The organism is Janthinobacterium fluminis, from assembly GCF_028595325.1.
In the GTDB taxonomy this organism is placed as follows: domain Bacteria; phylum Pseudomonadota; class Gammaproteobacteria; order Burkholderiales; family Burkholderiaceae_D; genus Janthinobacterium; species Janthinobacterium fluminis.
This window is the reverse complement of record NZ_JAQQXR010000002.1, coordinates 48,663-68,296: the sequence shown is the minus strand read 5'-3', so window position 1 is coordinate 68,296 and position 19,634 is coordinate 48,663. Positions and strand designations below refer to the sequence as shown.

Sequence of the window (19,634 nt, the reverse complement as noted above, 5' to 3'; positions counted from 1 at the left end):
TGTTTGGTTTATCGGGCCGACACGGCGGCGAACGCCGGCCGTTCGACGTAGCGCCCGGCGCCCTCCTGCGCCGTCAGTGCGCCGCCGTGGAAGACGACGTTGCCGGCGGCGACGGTGGTGGTCGGGATGCCGCGCACGCTGCGTCCCTCGAAGACGTTGAAGCCGCCCTTGGCGAATTGGCTGCGCGCCGAGATCGTCCGCGTCCCCTGCGGATCCCAGACGACGATGTCGGCGTCGGCGCCGACGGCGATGACGCCTTTGCGCGGATACATATTGAATATCTGCGCGGCGTTGGTCGAGGTGACGCGGACGAATTCGGACGGCGTCAGCCGGCCGCTGTTGACGCCGGCGTCCCAGACGACGGCCATGCGCTCCTCGACGCCGCCGCAGCCGTTGGGGATTTTCGTGAAGTCGTCGCGCCCGGCCGCTTTCTGCTCGGCGCAGAAGCTGCAGTGGTCGGTCGCGGTGGTCTGCAGGTTGCCGCTTTGCAGGCCGTGCCACAGCGCGGCCTGGTGCTGTTTGCCGCGGAACGGCGGGCTCATGACGTGGCCGGCCACGTAGGCGGCGTCGGCGTGCCGGTAGACGCTGTCGTCGATGAGCAGGTGGCCGGCCAGCGCCTCGCCGTAGACGCGCTGGCCGTTGGCGCGCGCGCGGGTGATGGCGTCGAGCGCTTCGGCGCAGGAGACGTGGACGATGTAGACCGGCGTGTTCAGCACGCCGGCGATGGCGATGGCGCGGTTGGCCGCCTCCGCCTCGACCGCCGGCGGCCGCGACAGCGGATGCGCTTGCGCTCCCGTCATGCCCTTTTTCAGCAGCTCCTGCTGCAGCTGGAAGACCAGCTCGCCGTTCTCCGCGTGCACCGTCGGCAGCGCGCCCAGTTCCCACGCGCGGCTGAAGCTTTTGATCAGCGTTTCGTCGTCCGCCATGATGGCGTTCTTGTACGCCATGAAGTGCTTGAAGCTGTTGACGCCGTGCTCGCGCACCAGCGTGCCCATGTCGGCGTGGACGCTGTCGTCCCACCAGGTGACGGCGACGTGGAAGGTGTAGTCGCCGGCCGATTTGGCGGCCCAGCCGCGCCAGGTGTGGTAGGCCTCGATCAGCGACTGCCGCGGCGCCGGAATGACGAAGTCCATGATGGTGGTGGTGCCGCCGGCCAGGCCGGCCGCCGTGCCGGTGAAGAAATCGTCGGCGGTGACTGTGCCCATAAACGGCAGGTTCATGTGGGTGTGCGTGTCTATCCCGCCCGGCATCACGTACTGGCCGCCGGCGTCGATCACCTTGGCCGACGCCGGCGCGTCCAGGCTTTCGCCGACGGCGACGATTTTGTCGCCGTAACGCAGCACGTCGGCGCGGAAGGCGCGGTCTGCATTGACGACGGTGCCGCCGCGGATGATCGTGGTCATTCGGTTCTCCTGGGTTAGGGCTGGGCCGCCGCGCGCAGCGACGGCACGGTTTTGCCCTTCATCATAAGGCCATACACGATCGCGGAGATCGCCACGCCGACGAACCAGGCGTAGGTGTACACGGTCTTGAAGCCGTCGGCCACGCCGGGGAACGATTGCGGGAAGGCGGCGTTCAGGAAGCCGGGAATGTTCGGCGCCACGCCGACGATAAAGGCGACCAGCGCCGCCGTGTTCCAGCCGTTGCCGTAGGAGTAGCAGCCGTCGGCGCGGTACAGCTCGGGCACGTCCAGCTCCGTCTTGCGGATGAAGTAGTAGTCGACGATGAGGATGCCGGCGATCGGTCCGAGCAGCGCGGAATAGCCGATCAGCCAGGTGAAGATGTAGCCCTGGGTCGATTCGAGTATCTTCCACGGCATCATCAGGATGGCGATCGAGGCGGTCAGGTAGCCGCCGGCCTTGTAGGAGATCTGCTTCGGCGCCAGCGACGAGAAGTCGTAGGCCGGGCCGACCAGGTTGGCGGCCAGGTTGACGCTGACGGTGTCGACCAGCAGCACGATCAGCGCGACCAGCACGGCCGCGCCGGTCATGCGGCTGGCCAGGTCGACCGGGTCCCAGATCGCCTTGCCGTACAGGACCACGGTGGCCGAGGTGACGATCACGGCCAGCATCGCCAGCAGCCCCATCGGCACCGGCAGGCCGACCGACTGGCCGACGATCTGGTCGCGCTGGGTTTTGGCGAAGCGCGTGAAGTCGGGGATGTTCAAGGCCAGCGTGGCCCAGAAGCCGACCATCGCCGTCAGCGAGGGCCAGAACACGGCCCAGAACTGGCCGGCTTTTTTTCCGCCGGCGACGAATTGCGAAGGCTGCTCGAACAGCGGGCCGAAGCCGCCGGCCTTGTTGTGGACCCAGGCCAGCAGCACGAAGCAGATGGCGATCTTCAGCGGCGCCGTGTAGGTTTCCAGTTTGCGGATCGCGTCCATGCCGTGCAGGATGTAGTAGAACTGGATGGCCCAGAAGGCCAGGAAGCACAGCAGCTGGCTGCCGTTGATGCCGAGGCCGGCGATCTTCTCGCCGCCCAGCTCGTGGCCGAGCATCACGCCCATCAGCGTGTAGATCATTTGCCCGCCGAACCAGGTCTGGATGCCGTACCAGCCGCAGGCGACGACGGCGCGCATCAGCGCCGGCAGGCGCGCGCCGGCGGTGCCGAAGGAGGAGCGCGCCAGCACGGCATAGGGGATGCCGTATTTGGTGCCGGCGTGGCCGATCAGCAACATCGGCAGCAGCACGATGGCGTTGGCGAGGAAGACCGTCAGCACCGCCTGCGCGCCGGACATGCCGCTGTCGATCAGGCTGGCCGACAGCGTGTAGGCGGGGATGCACATCACCATGCCGACCCACAGGGCGGCGAAGTGATACCAGCGCCAGGTGCGTTGCGCGGCGCCGGTCGGCGCCAGGTCTTCGTTCCACAGCTGCGTATTGGCTGATATATCTTTATTCACAGGTTTTTCTCCATTTTTTTATTGAGCCAAGGGGCTGGGGACGCGTAACAAACAAACAGTTTATAACAACTGTCCCGCCTATCGCACCTCCGCCCGTGGATTGCGCGGGTCCTGTGTCCAGTTCATATACGGCTTGCCGGTATCCTGCGGCACCATCGTGATGCAGCCCTGCACCGGGCAGGTGATTTCGCACAGATTGCAGCCGACGCATTCCTCCTTGATGACCTCATAGCTGCGCGCGCCGGCCGCGTCGACCAGTTGCGCGATCGACTGGTGCGAGGTGTCCTCGCAGGCCACATAGCATTTGCCGCACTGGATGCAGTCGTTCTGGTTGATCTGCGCGATGACCTGGTAGTTCATGTCCAGGTATTTCCAGTCGGTGGTATTGGGGATAGCCTTGCCGGAAAATTCGCCGATCGAGCGGTAGCCCTTCTCGTCCATCCAGCGCGACAGGCCGTCCTTCATCTCCGCGACGATGCGGAAGCCGTGCAGCATGGCGGCGGTGCAGACCTGCACCGAGCCGGCGCCCAGCGCGATGAATTCGGCCGCGTCGCGCCAGTTGCCGATGCCGCCGATGCCCGAAATCGGCAGGCCGCGGGTCTGCGGATCGCGGGCGATCTCGGCCACCATGTTCAGCGCGATCGGCTTCACGGCGGCGCCGCAGTAGCCGCCGTGCGTGCTGGCGCCGCCCACGGTCGGCAGCGCCACCATGCGGTCCAGGTCGAGCGAGGTGATGGAATTGATGGTGTTGATCAGCGAGACGGCGTCGGCGCCGCCGGCCAGCGCCGCGCGCGCCGGCAGGCGCACGTCGGTGATGTTCGGCGTCAGCTTGACGATCACCGGCAGCCGCGAATGCTTCTTGCACCAGGCGGTGACCATCTGCACGTACTCGGGCACCTGGCCGACGGCCGCGCCCATGCCGCGCTCCGGCATGCCGTGCGGGCAGCCGAAATTGAGCTCGACGCCGTCGGCGCCGGTGGCCTCCACCAGCGGCAATATGGCGGCCCACAGCTTTTCCTCGCACGGCAGCATCAGCGAGACGATCAGCGCGCGGTCCGGCCAGTCCCGCTTCACCTCGGTGATTTCGCGCAGGTTGATGTCCAGGCTGCGGTCGGTGATCAGCTCGATGTTGTTGAAGCCGAGCACCTCGCGGTTGCGTCCGTACAGCGCCGAATAGCGCGACGAGACGTTGACGGCGGCCGGGTCTTCGCCCAGCGTCTTCCACACGACGCCGCCCCAGCCGGCCTGGAAGGCGCGCACCACGTTGTAAGCCTTGTCGGTCGGCGGCGCCGACGCCAGCCAGAAGGGATTGGGCGACTTGATGCCGCAAAACTCGATGCTCAGATCGGCCATGATGTCGGCTCCGCCTTGGATTGCATGTCGTGGTGGATGGCCAGCGCGGCCAGCTTGCCGTGCTGGACCGCCTGCACCGTCAAGTCCTGCCCCGGCGCCACGCAGTCGCCGCCGGCATAGACGCCCGGCACGGCGGTGCGGAACTGCGCGTCGACGGCGATCTTGCCGCCGTCGCGCGGCAGCGCCGCCGCCAGCGGATCGCCCGGGCCGGCGCCGTCCAGGCTCTGGCCGATGGCCTTGAAGATGGCGTCGGCGCCGATGTCGAAGGTGACGCCGGTGCCCACCAGGCGGCCGTCTTGCATGGCGGTGTTCTCGAAGCGCATGCCGGCCACCCGGCCGGCGCTGTTGAGCAGCACCTCCTGCGGCTGCGCCCAGGTGCGCATGCGCACCTGGTTCGCCTTGGCGATGTCCTGCTCGTGCGCGGTCGCCGTCATCGCGTCGAAGCCGCGCCGGTACACCAGCGTCACCTCCCGCGCGCCCAGGCGCGCGATCTGCACCGCCATGTCGATCGCGGTGTTGCCGGCGCCGATGACGATGACGCGGGCCGGCAGCGGCAGCGCGCCCAGGTCGTCGCTCTGGCGCAGCGCGGCGATGTAGTCGACCGCCGCCAGCAGGCCGGGCGCGTCCTCGCCCGTCAGGCCGAGGCGGCGGCTGGCGCCCAGCCCCAGGCCGAGGAAGACGGCGTCGTACTGCGCCCGCAAGTCGCGCAGTTGCAGCTCGCCGCCGAGCGCGTGGCGACATCGGATTTCTATGCCGCCTACGCCGAGCAGGAACTCGACTTCCTTGCGGGCGAAATCGTCGGTCAGCTTGTACTTGGCGATGCCGTATTCGTTCAGGCCGCCGGCCTTGTCGCGCGCCTCGAACACGACGACGTCGTGGCCCAGCATCGCCAGCCGGTGCGCGCACGCCAGCCCGGCCGGGCCGGCGCCGACGACGGCAACACGCTTGCCGGTGGAGGGCGCGCGCGTGAACGGATGGCCGGCGAAATGCATGTGGTCGACGGCGTAGCGCTGCAGCGCGCCGATGCGCACCGGCTGGCCTTCCGCGTCGCGGTTGCGCACGCAGACGTCCTCGCACAGGACTTCGGTCGGACAGACCCGCGCGCAACTGCCGCCGAGGATGTTCTGCCCTAAAATCCCGGCCGCCGCGCCGTTGATGTTGTTATCGTGGATGTTGCGGATGAAGCTGGCGACGTCGATGCCGGTCGGGCAGATGCGCGTGCACGGCGCGTCGTAGCAGTACAGGCAGCGCGCGCTTTCGATGGCCGCCTGGCGCGCCGTCAGCGCCGGCGCCAGGTCGCCGAAGCGCCCGGCCAGGGTGGCGTCCGGCTCGGCCGGACGCGGCAGGTAATGGAGAGACTCGAGCATCGTTTCGACTCCTGCGTGGATACAACAAGTGCGCTCTGCCGGCGAGCCGAGCAACGCGACAGGCCGCCGCCGGCGGCCGCCCGGCTTGCCCCCTTACTTCATCTGCGGGAAAGCAAATTCCACACCAGCGCTGGCGGTGTTCGGCCAGCGCTGCATCACGGCCTTGTGGCGCGTGTAGAAGCGCACGCCTTCCGGGCCGTAGGCGTGGTGGTCGCCGAACATGCTGCGCTTCCAGCCGCCGAAGCTGTTGAAGGCCATCGGCACCGGCAGGGGCACGTTGACGCCGACCATGCCGACCTGGATCTGCCGCACGAACTCGCGCGCCACGCCGCCGTCGCGCGTGTAGATGGCCACGCCGTTGCCATATTCGTTGTTGTTGATCAGCGCGACGGCGCTGGCCACGTCCGGCGAGCGCACCACGCACAGTACCGGCCCGAAGATTTCCTCCCTATAGATCGACATCTCCGGCGTCACATGGTCGAACAGCGTGCCGCCGACGAAGAAGCCGTTCTCGCGCCCCGCCACCTTGTGGTTGCGGCCGTCGACCAGCAGGGTCGCGCCCTGCTCGACGCCCTCGCCGATCAGCCTTTCGATGCGCTGCTTGGCGGCCGACGACACGACAGGCCCCATTTCGGCGTCCGCCGCCATGCCGTCGCGTATTTTCAGTGCGGCCGTGCGCGATGCCAGTGCGCCTATCAACTTGTCGCCGGCGTCGCCCACCGCCACCACCACGGAAATGGCCATGCAGCGCTCGCCAGCGGAACCGTAGGCGGCGCCGATCAGCGCGTCCACCGTCATCTCCATGTCGGCGTCGGGCATCACCACCATGTGGTTCTTCGCGCCGCCCAGCGCCTGCACGCGCTTGCCGCTGGCGCTGCCGCGCGCGTAAATGTATTCGGCGATCGGCGTCGAGCCGACGAAGCTGAGCGCCTGCACCAGCGGATGGTCGAGCAGGGCGTCGACCGTGACCCGGTCGCCCTGGATGACGTTGAAGACGCCGTCCGGCAAGCCGGCCTCCTTGAGCAGTTTGGCGTGCAGCAGCGAGGCCGACGGGTCGCGCTCGGACGGCTTCAGCACGAAGGTGTTGCCGCAGGCGATGGCGACCGGGAACATCCACATCGGCACCATCACCGGGAAGTTGAACGGCGTGACGCCGGCCACCACGCCCAGCGCCTGGCGCATCGACCAGGCGTCGATGCCGCGCGCAATCTGGTCGGTGAATTCGCCCTTCAGCAGTTGCGGAATGCCGACGGCGAATTCGACCATCTCGATGCCGCGCGCCACTTCGCCCTGGGCGTCGGAGAAGGTCTTGCCGTGCTCGCGCGTCAGCATCGCGGCGAATTCGTCGGTGTGCTGCTGGCACAGTTGCAGGTATTTGAACAGCACGCGGGCGCGCGTCAGCGGCGGCGTGGCCGACCACGACGGGAAGGCGGCGGCCGCCGCCCGCACGGCCGCGTCGACGTCGTCCGCCGTGCCCAGCGCGACCCTGGCGACCGGCTGGCCCAGCGCCGGGTTGTAGACGTCGGCGTAACGCCCGCTGCGGGTGTCGGTGAAGGCGCCGTTGATGTAATGGGTGATGGTGTCGAGATTGCTCATGATGTTCGCTTTAACGGAAATAAAAAATGCGGTTCAGGCCAGGGCCGTGTCGGCCGGTACATAGGGGTAGCCCAGGTTCCTGGCCACGGCTTCATAGGTGACGTGGCCCTGGCACACGTTCAGGCCGTGCTTCAGGTGGACGTTGTCGAGCATGGCCTGGCGCCAGCCCTTGTCGGCCAGCGCCAGCGCGTGGCCGATGGTGGCGTTGTTCAGCGCGAAGGTCGAGGTGCGGGCGACGGCGCCGGGCATGTTCGCCACGCAGTAGTGGATGACGTCGCCGACCAGGTAGGTCGGCTCGGCGTGCGTGGTGGCGCGCGAGGTTTCGAAGCAGCCGCCCTGGTCGATGGCGACGTCGACCACCACGGCGCCCGGCTTCATGCGCGCGATCATCGCCGCCGTCACCAGTTTCGGCGCGGTGGCGCCGGGCACCAGCACGCCGCCGACGACCAGGTCGGCGTCAAGCACGGCCTCCTCGATCGACTGCGCGTTCGAATACTGCGTGACGATGCGGTTGCCGAAGACCAGGTCGAGCTGGCGCAGGCGGTCGACGTTCTTGTCGAGCACCGTCACGCGCGCGCCGATGCCGACGGCCATCTGCAGCGCGTGGGTGCCGACGACGCCGCCGCCGAGGATGGCGACGTGGCCCGGCGCCACGCCCGGCACGCCGCCCAGCAGCAGGCCCATGCCGCCCTTGGATTTTTCCAGATGGGCGGCGCCGGCCTGGATCGCCATGCGCCCGGCCACTTCGCTCATCGGCGCCAGCAGCGGCAGGCCGCCGCCGTGGCCGGTGATGGTTTCGTAGGCGATGCAGACGGCGCCCGACTTCAGCAGCGCCGCCGTTTGCCCAGGGTCGGGGGCCAGGTGCAGATAGGTGTAGAGGATCTGGCCGGGGCGCAGCAGCGCGCATTCCTGCGGCTGCGGCTCCTTGACCTTGACGATCAGGCCGGCGCGGCGGAACACCTCCTCGGCCGTCTCGGCGATCGTGGCGCCGGCCGCCTCGTACATCGCGTCGCTCAGACCGATGCCGAGGCCGGCGTTTTTCTGCACCAGCACCTGATGGCCGCGCAGAATCAACTCGCGCACACTGGCCGGGGTCAGGCCGACGCGCGACTCCTGGTTCTTGATCTCTTTTGGAACGCCTACTAGCATGCTGGTCTCCTCTTTTATCGTTATGTTTCGGCGGGGCTACTCCAGATTCTTCAGCACCTTGGCCAGCTTGCCGAACAGCTCGTCAATGTGTTTCTTCTCCAGCACCAGGGGCGGCGACAGGGCGATGATGTCGCCGGTGGTGCGTATCAGCACGCCGTCGGCGAAGGCTTGCTTGAAGGCGCTGAAGGCGCGCGCGCCCGGCTTGCCGGCGATCGGCGCCAGCTCGATGCCGGCGATCAGGCCGATGCTGCGGATGTCTATCACGTGCGGCAAGCCCTTGAGCGAATGCACGGCGTCTTCCCAGTATGCCTGCACGCTTTGCGCGTGCGCCAGAATATTCTGCTCCTCGAACACTTCCAGCGTCGCCAGCGAGGCGGCGCAGGCCAGCGGGTGGCCCGAATAGGTGTAGCCGTGGAACAGTTCGATGCCGGCGGGGGCGTCCATGAAGGCGTCGTGGATGTGCCGCTTGGTGAACACGGCGCCCATCGGCACGACGCCGTTGGTGAGCCCTTTGGCGGTGGTCATCATGTCCGGCTCGACGTCGAAATAGTCGGCCGCGAACGGCGTCGTCATGCGCCCGAAGCCGGTGATGACTTCGTCGAAGATGAGCAGGATACCGTGCTTGGTGCACAGCTCGCGCAGGCGCTTCAGGTAGCCCTTCGGCGGAATCAGCACGCCCGTCGAGCCGGCCACCGGCTCGACGATGACGGCGGCGATGGTCGAGGCGTCGTGCAGCGCGACGATGCGTTCGAGCTCGTCGGCGAGGTGGCTGCCGTATTCCGGCTCGCCGCGGGTGTAGGCGTTCCGTTCCAGGTTGTGGGTGTGCGGCAGGTGGTCGACGCCGCCCAGCATCGGGCCGAAGCTCTTGCGGTTGCCGGCGATGCCGCCGACGGAGATGCCGCCGAAGCCGACGCCGTGGTAGCCGCGCTCGCGGCCGATCAGGCGGATGCGCCCGGCCTCGCCGCGCGCCTTGTGGTAGGCCAGCGCCATTTTCAGCGCCGTGTCCACCGCCTCCGAGCCGGAGTTGGTGTAGAAGACGTGGCCGAAGCGGTGCCCGGTGTAGGCCATCAGCTTCTCGGCCAGGTCGAAGGCGGCCGGATGGCCCATCTGGAAGGTCGGCGCGAAGTCGAGCTGGCCGACCATCTCGCGCACGGCGCCGACGATTTTCGGCTGGGCGTGGCCGCAGGGCACGCACCACAGGCCGGCGGTGCCGTCGAGCACGGCGTTGCCGTCGACGTCTTTGTAGTACATGCCCTCGGCCGACACGAGCAGGCGCGGCTGGGCCTTGAAGTCGCGGTTGTTGGTAAATGGCATCCAAAACGCGGACATGGATGCGGGTCTGGATTCGTTCATGCGAGTCTCCTTTCGATTATGACTGGGAGTGCCGTCCGGGCCGGGCAAGCGCCTGAACGGCATCACTACCACCGGGCCGCAACTTTTTACAAACGTAAAATAATTTACCAGCTGGCAAAATGATGATGCAATAATAGACACGCCGCCAGCGATGGCACAGATACACAGACGGCAAAACCATCCAACCGTACAGGTAACGAAAACAATACAGTTCTGTCCGGTGCATCACAGGGGACACACGGATGAATCAGACTAGCACCGCGCCGCCGCAGCCCCATTGCGCCAAGTCGGACGCCGGCTGGCCGACGCTGGCCATCGAGCGCAGCAAGAAGGGCGGCCTGGTCGAGCAGATCGTCGCGGCCGTCACGCTGATGGTGGGCCGGCGCGAATTGCGCGTCGGCACCAAAATGCCCTCGGTGCGCCAGTTCGCCAAGTGCAACGGCATCTCCACCTTCACCGTGGTGGAGGCCTACGACCGCCTCGTCACGCTGGGCCTGCTGTCGTCGCGGCGCGGCTCCGGCTACTACGTGGCGCGCAGCGAGGCGGCGGCGCCGCCGCACGCGGCGATCTACGCCAGCCCGACGGCGATCGACGCCCTCTCCCCCGACCTGTACTCCGGCGTGTCCGACGCGCTGCCGGTGGGCGCCGGCTGGCTGCCGCCCGAGCTGTACGGCGAGGCCACCATCCTCGACGCCGTGCGCCAGGCGATGCGCATCCCGGCCAACCGGCTGCGCGGCTACGGCCACCCGCTCGGTTTCGCCGCGCTGCGCCAGCACCTGGCGGCGACGCTGTCGGAGGAGCTGTACGCGGTCGAGCCGGAGCAGATCCTGCTGACCCACGGCGCCACCCACGCCTTCGACCTGATCCTGCGCACGCTGACCAAGCCGGGCGACACCGTCTTCGTCGAGGACCCCGGCTACAGCAATCTGCTGTCGCTGATCCGCCACCACGGCTGCGTGCCGGTCGGCATCCCGCGCGGCGAGGCCGGCCTCGACTTCGACCACCTGGCGCGCCAGGCGGCCGCCACGCAAGCGAAGCTGATGTTCGTCAACACGGTGCTGCAAAACCCGCTCGGCGCCTCGCTCAGCCACGCCCAGGCGCACCGCCTGCTGGGGCTGGCCGAGCAATTCGACTTCTGGCTCGTCGAGGACGACATCTACCGCGAGCTGACGCCGCGCGGCGAAGCCTCGCTGGCGGCGATGGACGGGCTGCGCCGCGTGATCCGCGTCGGCAGCTACTCGAAGACGCTGTCGCCGGTGCTGCGGGTCGGCTCGATCTGCGCCTCCAGCTCGCTGCTGCCGGAACTGCTGCGCGTGAAAATGCTGGCCGGCCTGACGACCTCGGAAATCAACGAGCGCGCCGTCTACCACGCCGTGTCGGCGCGGGCGCACCGGCGCATGATCGAGCGCCTGATCAGCCAGCTCGACGCGGCCCGCGCGCGCAGCATCGACTGCCTGGCGCAGGCCGGCATGGCGCCGCTGGCGCGCCCGCGCGGCGGCATGTTCGTCAGCGCCGGCTGGGCCGCGGCGGCCACGCCGGAATGGAACGGCAAGGTCATCGCCGACCTGGCGCTGCAGTCCGGCATCCTGCTGTCGCCGAACGAGTTCTTCATGCTGCGCCCGCCGGAGACGGTGTGGTTCCGCTTCAACGTCGCCTACTCGGACTCGCCGCAGCTGCTGCAGTTCCTGAAGTTGGTCCGGCCGGAGTGAGCGCCATGCCGCCAGCCAAAAAACCGCCGGCCGCGCCGCCCCCGCCCAAGCGCCGCCTGCTGCACCGCGACAAGCTGGAGGCCGAGATCGTCGCGCAGGCCGTGCGCGCGTTCGCCGAATGCGGCTACGAGGGCGCCTCGATCGCCGCCATCGCCGACAGCAGCGGCCTGTCGAAGCAGAACCTGATGTACTACTTCCCCACCAAGCAGGCGCTGTACCGGCGCGTGCTCGACGACGTGCTCGACGAATGGCTGGCGCGCATGGACAGCCTGGCCGACGACGGGCGGGAGCCGCACGCCATGCTGCGCGCCTACATCCGCGCCAAGCTGCGCTTCTCGCGCGAGCAGCCGTGGGCCTCGCGCGTGTACGCGATGGAGGTCATCGGCGGCGCCCAGTTGTACGGCGCGCAGATCCGCCAGCGCGTGGTGCCGCTGCTGCGCAAGGACATCGCCGTGTTCGAGAAGTGGATGGCGGCCGGCCAGATCGCGCCGCTCAACGCCACCCATTTGCTGTTCGCGATCTGGGCCATGACGCAGTCCTACGCCGACTTCGCGGCGCAGATGGCGCTGGTGCTGGACCGCCAGCAGCTCACCGGCCAGGACTTCGACGACGCCGAGCAGCTCATCACGCGGATGGTGCTGGCGGCCGTGCACGTCGCGCCGCAGCGGGCCGGCGCACAACAGGCGTGAAAAAAGGCTGGCGGTCCGGCGCCGCACTGCGCATAATCGTCGCTCCACCATTTACATCGGACGCCTCATGGCCTTTCACGTCTGGCTGACCTTCGCCGCCACCTACTTCATCCTGACCATCTCGCCGGGGCCGAACGTCGTGCTGGTGATACGCAATAGCCTGAAGTACGGTTCGGCGTCGGCGCTGGTGACCATTCTCGGCAACCTGGCGGCGCAGCTGCTGATCGTCATGCTGGTGGCGGGCGGCGTCGGCGCGACCATCGCCGCACTGCCGGAATTTTTCCTCGTGATGAAGGTGCTGGGCGCGGCCTACCTGATTTTCCTCGGCGTCGGGCAGATCCGCAACGCCCGCCAGGACGCCCCGGCCATCGACGCCGGCGTCGACGCCGCGCCGGCGCCGATGGCCAAGGGCGCGCTGTTCCGCTCCGCCTTCCTGGTGTCGATCAGCAATCCAAAGACGCTGATCTTCCTGTCCGCCTTCATGCCGCAGTTTATCGACCAGACCCGCCCGCTGGGCTGGCAGTTCGCGCTGATGTATTTGACCAGCGCCGCCAGCGTCACCGCCGTCCACATCTTCTATTCATTCTCCGTGAGCCAGCTCAAGCACAAGGTGAAGAACAGCCGCTTCGTGAAGTCCGTCAAATACCTGGGCGGCTCCATCTTCGTGCTGCTGGGCCTGAAGCTGCTGGGCAGCCAGCGCGGCTGAGCGCGCCGCCGCGGCCATCCATATAAAAAAACCCGCCACGAAGGCGGGTCGATGCTGCGCCAGCGCGCCGTTTTATGCGCCGCTCCGGGCACGCGCTTTGCGGCGCGCCATGAAGCCGATCAGGCCCAGCCCGGCCAACAGCATCGCGTAGCTTTCCGGCTCCGGCACGGCGGAGGCGAAGCCGCCCAGCTGGGTCGGCTGGAAGAAGCGGCTGGCATTGACCTGGATGTTCGAGGCCCAGTTGCCGACGATGACGTTACCGTTGATCTGGCCGCCGCCGCCCGTCACGGTCGCCAGCGGCGCCAGCAGGCTGCCGTAGACGCCGACGTTCTGCAGGTTCAGGTGGGTCGCTTCGTAGAAATTGAACAAGACGTTGTAGTCCTTGAAGCCGTCCAGGCCCACGCCGTTCTGGTTGAAGCCGATCGCGTCCTTGCCGCTGATGTTGAAGATCAACGTTTCGTGCTTGCTCAACTGGCTGCCGAAGTTGAAATGGTTGACGCTGGCCAGGCTGGCGCCGCTGATGTTGAACACTTCGACACCGCTGCCGCTGCCCGTCAGCGTCATGCCGCCGTACTGGACCGAGCTGCTCGCCGTGGCCGCCACGTGGGACAGGGCGCCCGAGGTCTGTTTGACCTGGTTGGCCGTGGCCGCGAACGACAGCGGCAGCGTCGACGAGGCCGTGGAACTGTTGAAGCCGACGTTGCTGGTGGTCTTCGCGCCGCCAATATAGTATTGGCCGTGTTTGATCGAGCCGGAGCTGTAGTTCAGGTTGCCGCCGACCACCAGCGAATAGCCGCCGTAAGCATCCTTGTTCTTGCCGTTGATCGCGTAGTTCGAGGCGCTCAGGTTGCCGGCGACCAGCACGGCGCCCTCGACGTCGCTGCCGCTGGCACTGAAATTACCCAGGGAATACAGGTTGGCGCCGCCAATGCCAAGGTCGAGCACACCGGCCTGTGCCGATCCGGCCGCGAGCAGAACGGGCAACAGGAAGAGGGCTGAGGATTTCGATATGGTTGACATTTTATTCCCTCAATGCAATTTAAATTACTTCAAGGATATCATGTCTGCGCCATTTTGTTTGTCGCGTAAACGCATCGCGGCATCCTTCCCCAAATTAATTTTCAGGCAGGCTTGCAAGGTGGGCATGCGGACGGGTAAGCTCGGCGCCAATATCGACTTGTCTTAACCATCCTACAAGGAACGTCATGAATCAACCGTCGCCGGCGCGCAAGCTGCCGTGGATCTGCACCGCCCTGCTGCTGGCATTGTGCTCGGGCGCCCGCGCGCAATCGTTCGAGATGCTCGACAACAAGCCGCTGAAAGAGGTCTGGCTGAACGCCGGTTTCTACTCTTACCATTTCCAGCGCGACAAGAACCTGAACGACAGCAACCCCGGCATAGGCGCCGAATACCGCTTCTCGACGGTGGCCTCGGCCACCGCCGGGCGCTTCTATAATAGCGACCGCATGTATTCGAACTATGTCGGCGTGTATTACCAACCCCTCACGTTCGGACCGTTCCGCCTCGGCGCCGTCGTCGGCGCCTTCGACGGCTACCCGAAAACGCGCAACGGCGGCTGGTTCCCCGCCGTCATCCCCACCATCAGCTACGAATACAAAAGCGTCGGCGTGAACGTGGCCGTCATCCCCTCCTACAAGGACCGGCTGTATGGCGCGCTGAGCGTGCAGCTCAAGCTCAAAGTCTTCGAGTAAGCACCCGGGCGGCGCGCCTTTCGTCGCGCGCCGCCACCGGCCATGCCGCTGTTTCGGCGCTTCGTCGGAAAACCGGGCCGGCACGCCGGCCGCCGCGCTACAGTTTCAGCATCGACCGGCCGCAGCCCGCGCCCGGATCGCGCACACGACAGGAGAGCCGGCATGAAAGACATCAATCCCCCACCCTACGCTTCCCCGTTCAAGGAAGCCGGCCAGGCGTTTTCGCGCTTCGCCCGCCTCACCGCCCGCACGCTGAGTACGATGTCCTGGCCGGCCCTGCTGCTGAGTTGCATCGCGCTGGCCATCGTCATCACCATCGTGCCGCTGATCATCGCCCTGTTCGTCGGCTTCCTGCTGCTGCGCTGGGTGATCCGCGTCACCGGCATAAACGGCGGCGCCGGCAAGCACGGAGCTGCGCGGCAATAAAAAACCGCCATGTCTAGACCTGACCCCAAGCTTGTTGGGATGAAAACCGTCATGTCTAGACCTGACCCCAAACTTGTGGGGATGGAATACGTGGACTATATTGAAGGGCGCCTTGTGCGCGCCACTCTGATTAGTATCAACGCGCGCCTGTAGCGCGCACTTGGGGCGAACGCCGCACGGGTGGTTGGTATCAAAGCTATTTTGAGCCCCGTTGTAGGAGTTTTCCATGTCGACGATTCCGAAGAATACCCGGGCAACATTGATGCCCTGTCTGCGCTATCGCAATGCGCCCGCCGCCATTGAGTGGTTGTGCCGGGCGCTCGGCTTTGAGCGGCAGTTGGTGGTGCCGAACGAGGATGGCACGATCGCGCATGCCCAGCTCAGTTTCGGCAACGGTATGGTGATGCTCGGTTCGGTCTTCGCTTCCGAGTACGGCCGCCTGGTGCGCCAGCCCGATGAGGTCGGAAATTTCAATACCCAAAGCTGTTATCTGGTCGTCGCCGACGCCGACGCCGTGTACCGCCGCGCCCGCGAGGTGGGCGCCGTTATCGTGCTCGATATCCAGGACGAGGATTACGGCGGGCGCGGTTTCACTTGCCGCGATCCGGAAGGCCATTTGTGGAGCCTGGGCACCTACGACCCGTGGTGAGCGCCGCGCTCACGTTCATGTTTCCTTGCAATAGGAGATTTCCATGTCACGCACAGTTCATTTTGAGATACAGGCTTCGCAGCCGCAGGCGCTGATCGATTATTACGGCAGCTTGTTCGGCTGGACTTTCAAGCAGTGGGGCGAGCACGATTATTGGCTGGTCGATACGGGCTCAGGCAAGCCCGGCATCGACGGCGGCCTGCTGCCGCGGCGCGGCCCGCCGCCGGCCGATATGCAGTCGGTAAATGCCTTCGTCTGCACCATCGACGTCGCGCAGATCGACGCCGCCATCGAGCGCGCCACGGAGCTGGGCGGCGCCGTCATCGTGCCGAAAATGCCGGTCGAGGGGGTCGGCACGCTGGTCTATATCCGCGACCCCGACGGCAATATGTTCGGCATGATGCAGTTCAATCCCGGTGTGTTGATGGAGAAGCCATGAGCCAGGACGAGCGCGCGATCCGCCAGTTGATCGCGACCTGGTTGCGCGCCAGCCGCGACGGCGATATCGAGCAGGTGCTGGCGCTGATGGCGCCCGATGTGCTGTTTCTGGTGCCGGGACAGGAGCCGATGCTCGGGCGCGAGACGTTCGCGGACGGCTTGCGCGGGCTGTTGCGCACGCAGCGGATCGAGGCCGACAGCGAGGTCGAGGAAGTCGTGGTGGCGGGGGATATGGCGTATTGCCGCACGCGGCTGTCGGTGCGCATCGTGCCAGCGCAGGGCGGCGCCGCCACGCAGCGGGCCGGCCATACGCTGTCGATCTTGCGCAAGGGCGCGGACGGCGCGTGGCGGCTCACGCGCGACGCCAACCTGCTGATGCCGGTCGAAACGCCAGGGGTCTGACCCCGGCAGTTTGGGGTCCGACCCCGGCTGTTGACCTGGCAGTTGGGGTCTGACCCCGGCTGCTTGGGGTCTGACCCCGGCTGTTGACGTGGCAGTTTGCGGTCCGCCCCCGGCTATTGGCCTAAGCCGCCGCCAGCGCCTCAAGCAGCGCCCGGTCGGCAACCTGCACCGGCCGGATGTTGATGACGTTGCGGTACAGCGGCGGCATCGCCGCGCACCAGGCATGCAGCGCCGCCTCGTCGGCGCCGGCGCGCACGTACTGGAACTGCGCCGGGTTGTTGGCCGGCAGCGGCCCCTCCATCGTCGAGCCGTAGGCCCCCAGATTCATGAAGCTGGCCGCGCTGTCGTCCGGCCCGACGGCGAACACGAAAGTGCCCTCCTTCGGGTGCGCCAGATAGCGCTTCACCTCGTCCTGCAAGGCCGCATCGGCGCCATTCATCAACTCGTAGCGCAGTTGCGCGTAGCGCCGCGTGCATTCCATGAACGGCGTGCGGATCGCCGATTGCGCCCGCTTGCCCGGCACGCACAGCAGCAGGTTGCCAAACCGGTCGAGCAGCGCGCAGGCGTCGCCGCTGCCGCCGTCGAGCCGGTCCTGTTGCATCGCCGCCAGCAGAAACGGCGCCAGCCCGGCGCCGGGCCGCTGCGGCGGGCCGCGATAGGCCAGCGCCGCCGGGTCCTGGCCTTGCAGCGCCAGCACGATGGGATGGTCGGCCGGCAGGCTGGCCGGATCGCGCAGGCTGTCCTGGCCCGGATCGGCGTTGAGCAGTTCCATCACGTCGGCGGAGGTCGACTCGAACACCAGCGAGCATAGGGCCTGGGTCGCTTCGGTGACGGTTTTGCCGATGAAGAAGGACTTCGGCGCGGCGCCCGACGCGGCGCGCGCATATTCGCTGCGCCCGCGCACGGCCGGGTAGCAGAAGCTGGCCGCCGCCCGCGCCCGCAGCGTTTCGGGCAGCGCGGCGAAGCCGGCATTGCCGTCGTAGTTGACGCCGGCCTTGGCGTCGCCGGCCGCCACCACGACGTTGAAGCCCGCCTCCAGGATCGCGCCCGCGCACATGCAGCACGGGTCGAGCGAGGTGACGATGGTGATGTCTTCGGGCGGCGGCAGCGCCGCGCCCCTGGCCCGCTCGGCAAAATACCAGTCGACCAGCTGGCGCTCGCCGTGCGCGGTCGGGTCGAATATCAGGCCGTTCTTGACGACGTTGTTGTGCATTGAGCACAGCACGTTGCCCGACTGGTCGAGCAGCACGCCGCCGACGCCGAAGGTGCCCTGCGTCTTCGCCGTCATCGCTTCGGCGGCGGCGATGGCGACCGCCGCCTGCACGTCAATGGTCTTGTTCACAGCGCAGCTTTACGGACGTTTTTTCAGATCGGCGCCGCCGAACGCGTTCGGCAGTTGTTCGCTGGCGGTGGTTTCGAACATGTCGCCCTTCAGGTTGGTCAGCAGCACCGGCAGCTCGTTGCCGCCCAGTTCCAGGATCACCTGGCGGCAGGCGCCGCACGGGGCGATCGGGCCGTCCGTCTCGCCGACGACGACCAATTTGTCGAAGTCACCCGGTCGGTAGCCGTGCGCGAGGGCGCTGAAGAAGGCGGTGCGCTCGGCGCAGTTGCACAGCGGGTAGGAGGCGTTTTCCACATTGCAGCCGCGGAAGACGCGGCCGTCGTGGCACAGCAGCGCCGCGCCGACCTTGAAGTTCGAGTACGGCGTGTAGGCCAGCAGGCGCGCGGCCTTCGCTTCGGCGATCAGTTGTTGGTTGTCCATCTGGTGTTTTCCTGGTGAATTATGGGCGGATCGAGCGGTAGACGACCGGATTGGCGGCCGGCGCGACGGCGCCGATGGTGTAGGCCGCCTGCACTTCGCGCACGGCTTGCTGGGCCGCCGCTTCGCTGCGGGCGTGGACGATCGCGAGCGGCTGGCCGACGGCGATGGCGTCGCCCAGGCCGGCCAGTTCGGTCAGGCCGACGGCGAAGTCGATGGCGTCGCTCGGACGGCGCCGGCCGCCGCCCAGGCCGACCACGGCCAGGCCCAGGCCGCGGCAGTCGCAGGCGCTGGCGTAGCCCGCTTGCAGGGCCGGCGCCGGCACGACGATGGGGGCGCGCTCCAGGTGGCTGTCGGGTTTGTCGAGCAGGTCGGCCGGGCCGCCCAGCGCGCTGACCATGCGCGCGAAGCGCTCGGCGGCGGCGCCGGAGTCGAGCGCCGCCATCAGTTTGGCGCGCGCCGCCGTTTCGCTGTCGGCCAGGCCGCCCAGCACCAGCATCTCGGCGCACAGCGCCAGCGTCACTTCATGCAGGCGCGCCGGGCGCGAACGGCCGCTCAGGTAGTCCATCGCGCAGCGCACTTCGAGGGCGTTGCCGGCGGCCGGCGCCAGCGATTCGTTCATGTCGGTCAGGATCGCCGAGGTGTGCATGCCGGCGCCGTTGCCGACGGCGACGATGCTCTCGGCCAGCTCAACGGATTTGGCGTAGCTCGGCATGAAGGCGCCGCTGCCGACTTTGACGTCCATGACCAGCGCGTCCAGCCCGGCCGAGAGTTTTTTCGACAGGATGGAGCCGGTGATCATGGCCACCGATTCGACCGTCGCGGTGACGTCGCGGATGCTGTAGAAGCGTTTGTCGGACGGCGCCAGTTGCGCCGTCTGGCCGATGATGGCCACGCCGACCTCCTGCACCACCTTGCGGAACAGGGCGTTGTCCGGCACCGTGCAGTAGCCGGGGATGGCGTCGAATTTGTCGAGCGTGCCGCCGGTGTGGCCCAGGCCGCGGCCCGAGATCATCGGCACGAAACCGCCGCAGGCGGCGATCATCGGTCCCAGCAGCAGCGAGACGACGTCGCCGACGCCGCCGGTCGAGTGCTTGTCGACGACCGGGCCGGGCAGGTTCAGCGAGCGCCAGTCCAGCACGTCGCCGGAGTCGCGCATCGCCAGCGTGAAGGCGACGCGCTCGTCCATGTTCATGTCGTTGAAGAACACGGCCATCGCCAGCGCGGCGATCTGGCCTTCGCTGACGCTGCCGTCGGTGATGCCGCGCACGAAGAATTGGATTTCCGCCGCGCTCAGGGCGCCGCCGTCGCGTTTTTTACGAATGATCTCTTGGTTTAAAAACATCTCTTGCTCCGCCTGTGTAGGTAGGTGATAGTCGCGGGGTGATGAAGCGACTTGGGGCCGAGCCCCGCGTCGCAGGCTC

At 67.3% G+C, this 19,634-nt stretch carries 19 protein-coding genes; 8 read left to right on the top strand and 11 right to left on the bottom strand.

Annotated features, from left to right (window positions below; genetic code table 11):
- Nucleotides 1-8 precede the first annotated feature (8 nt).
- From hydA to aptA, 7 genes are all read right to left on the bottom strand, one after another.
- The gene (gene hydA, locus OIK44_RS06160) at nt 9-1,403 is read right to left on the bottom strand and encodes a dihydropyrimidinase (protein WP_273669856.1); all 1,395 of its coding nucleotides are present in this window, start codon (nt 1,401-1,403) and stop codon (nt 9-11) included.
- Between the two features lie 14 nt (nt 1,404-1,417).
- Nucleotides 1,418-2,902 (bottom strand): NCS1 family nucleobase:cation symporter-1, encoded by a 1,485-nt coding sequence (locus OIK44_RS06155; RefSeq protein ID WP_273669855.1) that lies wholly within the window; start codon nt 2,900-2,902, stop codon nt 1,418-1,420.
- Between the two features lie 78 nt (nt 2,903-2,980).
- Nucleotides 2,981-4,255 carry an NAD-dependent dihydropyrimidine dehydrogenase subunit PreA gene (gene preA, locus OIK44_RS06150; protein WP_273669854.1) on the bottom strand — a complete coding sequence of 425 codons (1,275 nt, stop codon included), beginning with the start codon at nt 4,253-4,255 and terminating at the stop codon, nt 2,981-2,983.
- Nucleotides 4,243-5,622 carry an NAD(P)-dependent oxidoreductase gene (locus tag OIK44_RS06145; RefSeq protein WP_273669853.1) on the bottom strand — a complete coding sequence of 460 codons (1,380 nt, stop codon included), beginning with the start codon at nt 5,620-5,622 and terminating at the stop codon, nt 4,243-4,245. Before OIK44_RS06145 ends, preA begins: the two co-directional genes overlap by 13 nt.
- Before the next feature lie 93 nt (nt 5,623-5,715).
- Nucleotides 5,716-7,218, bottom strand: a complete 1,503-nt coding sequence (locus OIK44_RS06140) for a CoA-acylating methylmalonate-semialdehyde dehydrogenase (RefSeq protein ID WP_273669852.1) — start codon at nt 7,216-7,218, stop codon at nt 5,716-5,718.
- A 33-nt stretch (nt 7,219-7,251) separates the two neighbouring features.
- Entirely contained in the window at nt 7,252-8,367 is a 1,116-nt protein-coding gene (ald, locus tag OIK44_RS06135; protein WP_273669851.1) for an alanine dehydrogenase, read from the bottom strand.
- 36 nt (nt 8,368-8,403) lie between these two features.
- Nucleotides 8,404-9,720, bottom strand: coding sequence for an omega-aminotransferase AptA (gene aptA / locus OIK44_RS06130; RefSeq protein WP_273669850.1), 1,317 nt, complete (start codon nt 9,718-9,720; stop codon nt 8,404-8,406).
- 242 nt (nt 9,721-9,962) lie between these two features.
- Between aptA and OIK44_RS06125 the strand changes: the two genes are divergently transcribed.
- The 3 genes from OIK44_RS06125 (at nt 9,963) to OIK44_RS06115 (ending at nt 12,824) form a co-directional block, all read left to right on the top strand.
- Entirely contained in the window at nt 9,963-11,429 is a 1,467-nt protein-coding gene (locus OIK44_RS06125; protein WP_273669849.1) for an aminotransferase-like domain-containing protein, read from the top strand.
- Nucleotides 11,430-11,434: 5 nt separating this feature from the next.
- Nucleotides 11,435-12,118 (top strand): TetR/AcrR family transcriptional regulator, encoded by a 684-nt coding sequence (locus tag OIK44_RS06120; RefSeq protein WP_273669848.1) that lies wholly within the window; start codon nt 11,435-11,437, stop codon nt 12,116-12,118.
- Between the two features lie 67 nt (nt 12,119-12,185).
- Nucleotides 12,186-12,824 carry a LysE family translocator gene (locus OIK44_RS06115; RefSeq protein ID WP_273669847.1) on the top strand — a complete coding sequence of 213 codons (639 nt, stop codon included), beginning with the start codon at nt 12,186-12,188 and terminating at the stop codon, nt 12,822-12,824.
- A gap of 72 nt (nt 12,825-12,896) precedes the next feature.
- On the opposite strand, the gene OIK44_RS06110 is transcribed toward OIK44_RS06115, so the two are convergent.
- Complete coding sequence (locus OIK44_RS06110) at nt 12,897-13,844, bottom strand: choice-of-anchor A family protein (RefSeq protein WP_273669846.1); 948 nt, start codon at nt 13,842-13,844, stop codon at nt 12,897-12,899.
- Between the two features lie 185 nt (nt 13,845-14,029).
- On the opposite strand from OIK44_RS06110, the gene OIK44_RS06105 reads away from it, so the two are divergent.
- From OIK44_RS06105 to OIK44_RS06085, 5 genes are all read left to right on the top strand, one after another.
- Entirely contained in the window at nt 14,030-14,536 is a 507-nt protein-coding gene (locus OIK44_RS06105; protein ID WP_273669845.1) for a hypothetical protein, read from the top strand.
- A gap of 162 nt (nt 14,537-14,698) precedes the next feature.
- A complete protein-coding gene (locus OIK44_RS06100; RefSeq protein ID WP_273669844.1) occupies nt 14,699-14,962 on the top strand; it encodes a hypothetical protein in 264 nt (87 codons plus the stop codon).
- A gap of 226 nt (nt 14,963-15,188) precedes the next feature.
- Entirely contained in the window at nt 15,189-15,611 is a 423-nt protein-coding gene (locus tag OIK44_RS06095) for a VOC family protein (RefSeq protein ID WP_273669843.1), read from the top strand.
- A 43-nt stretch (nt 15,612-15,654) separates the two neighbouring features.
- Entirely contained in the window at nt 15,655-16,050 is a 396-nt protein-coding gene (locus OIK44_RS06090; protein WP_273669842.1) for a VOC family protein, read from the top strand.
- The gene (locus OIK44_RS06085) at nt 16,047-16,451 is read left to right on the top strand and encodes a YybH family protein (RefSeq protein WP_273669841.1); all 405 of its coding nucleotides are present in this window, start codon (nt 16,047-16,049) and stop codon (nt 16,449-16,451) included. Before OIK44_RS06090 ends, OIK44_RS06085 begins: the two co-directional genes overlap by 4 nt.
- A 121-nt stretch (nt 16,452-16,572) precedes the next feature.
- On the opposite strand, the gene OIK44_RS06080 is transcribed toward OIK44_RS06085, so the two are convergent.
- From OIK44_RS06080 to deoA, 3 genes are read right to left on the bottom strand one after another with little or no spacing between them, the layout of a single operon-like run.
- Nucleotides 16,573-17,793 (bottom strand): nucleoside deaminase, encoded by a 1,221-nt coding sequence (locus OIK44_RS06080; protein WP_273669840.1) that lies wholly within the window; start codon nt 17,791-17,793, stop codon nt 16,573-16,575.
- A gap of 9 nt (nt 17,794-17,802) precedes the next feature.
- Nucleotides 17,803-18,213 carry a cytidine deaminase gene (locus tag OIK44_RS06075; protein WP_273669839.1) on the bottom strand — a complete coding sequence of 137 codons (411 nt, stop codon included), beginning with the start codon at nt 18,211-18,213 and terminating at the stop codon, nt 17,803-17,805.
- 19 nt (nt 18,214-18,232) lie between these two features.
- The gene (gene deoA, locus OIK44_RS06070) at nt 18,233-19,555 is read right to left on the bottom strand and encodes a thymidine phosphorylase (protein WP_273669838.1); all 1,323 of its coding nucleotides are present in this window, start codon (nt 19,553-19,555) and stop codon (nt 18,233-18,235) included.
- Between the last annotated feature and the right edge of the window lie 79 nt (nt 19,556-19,634).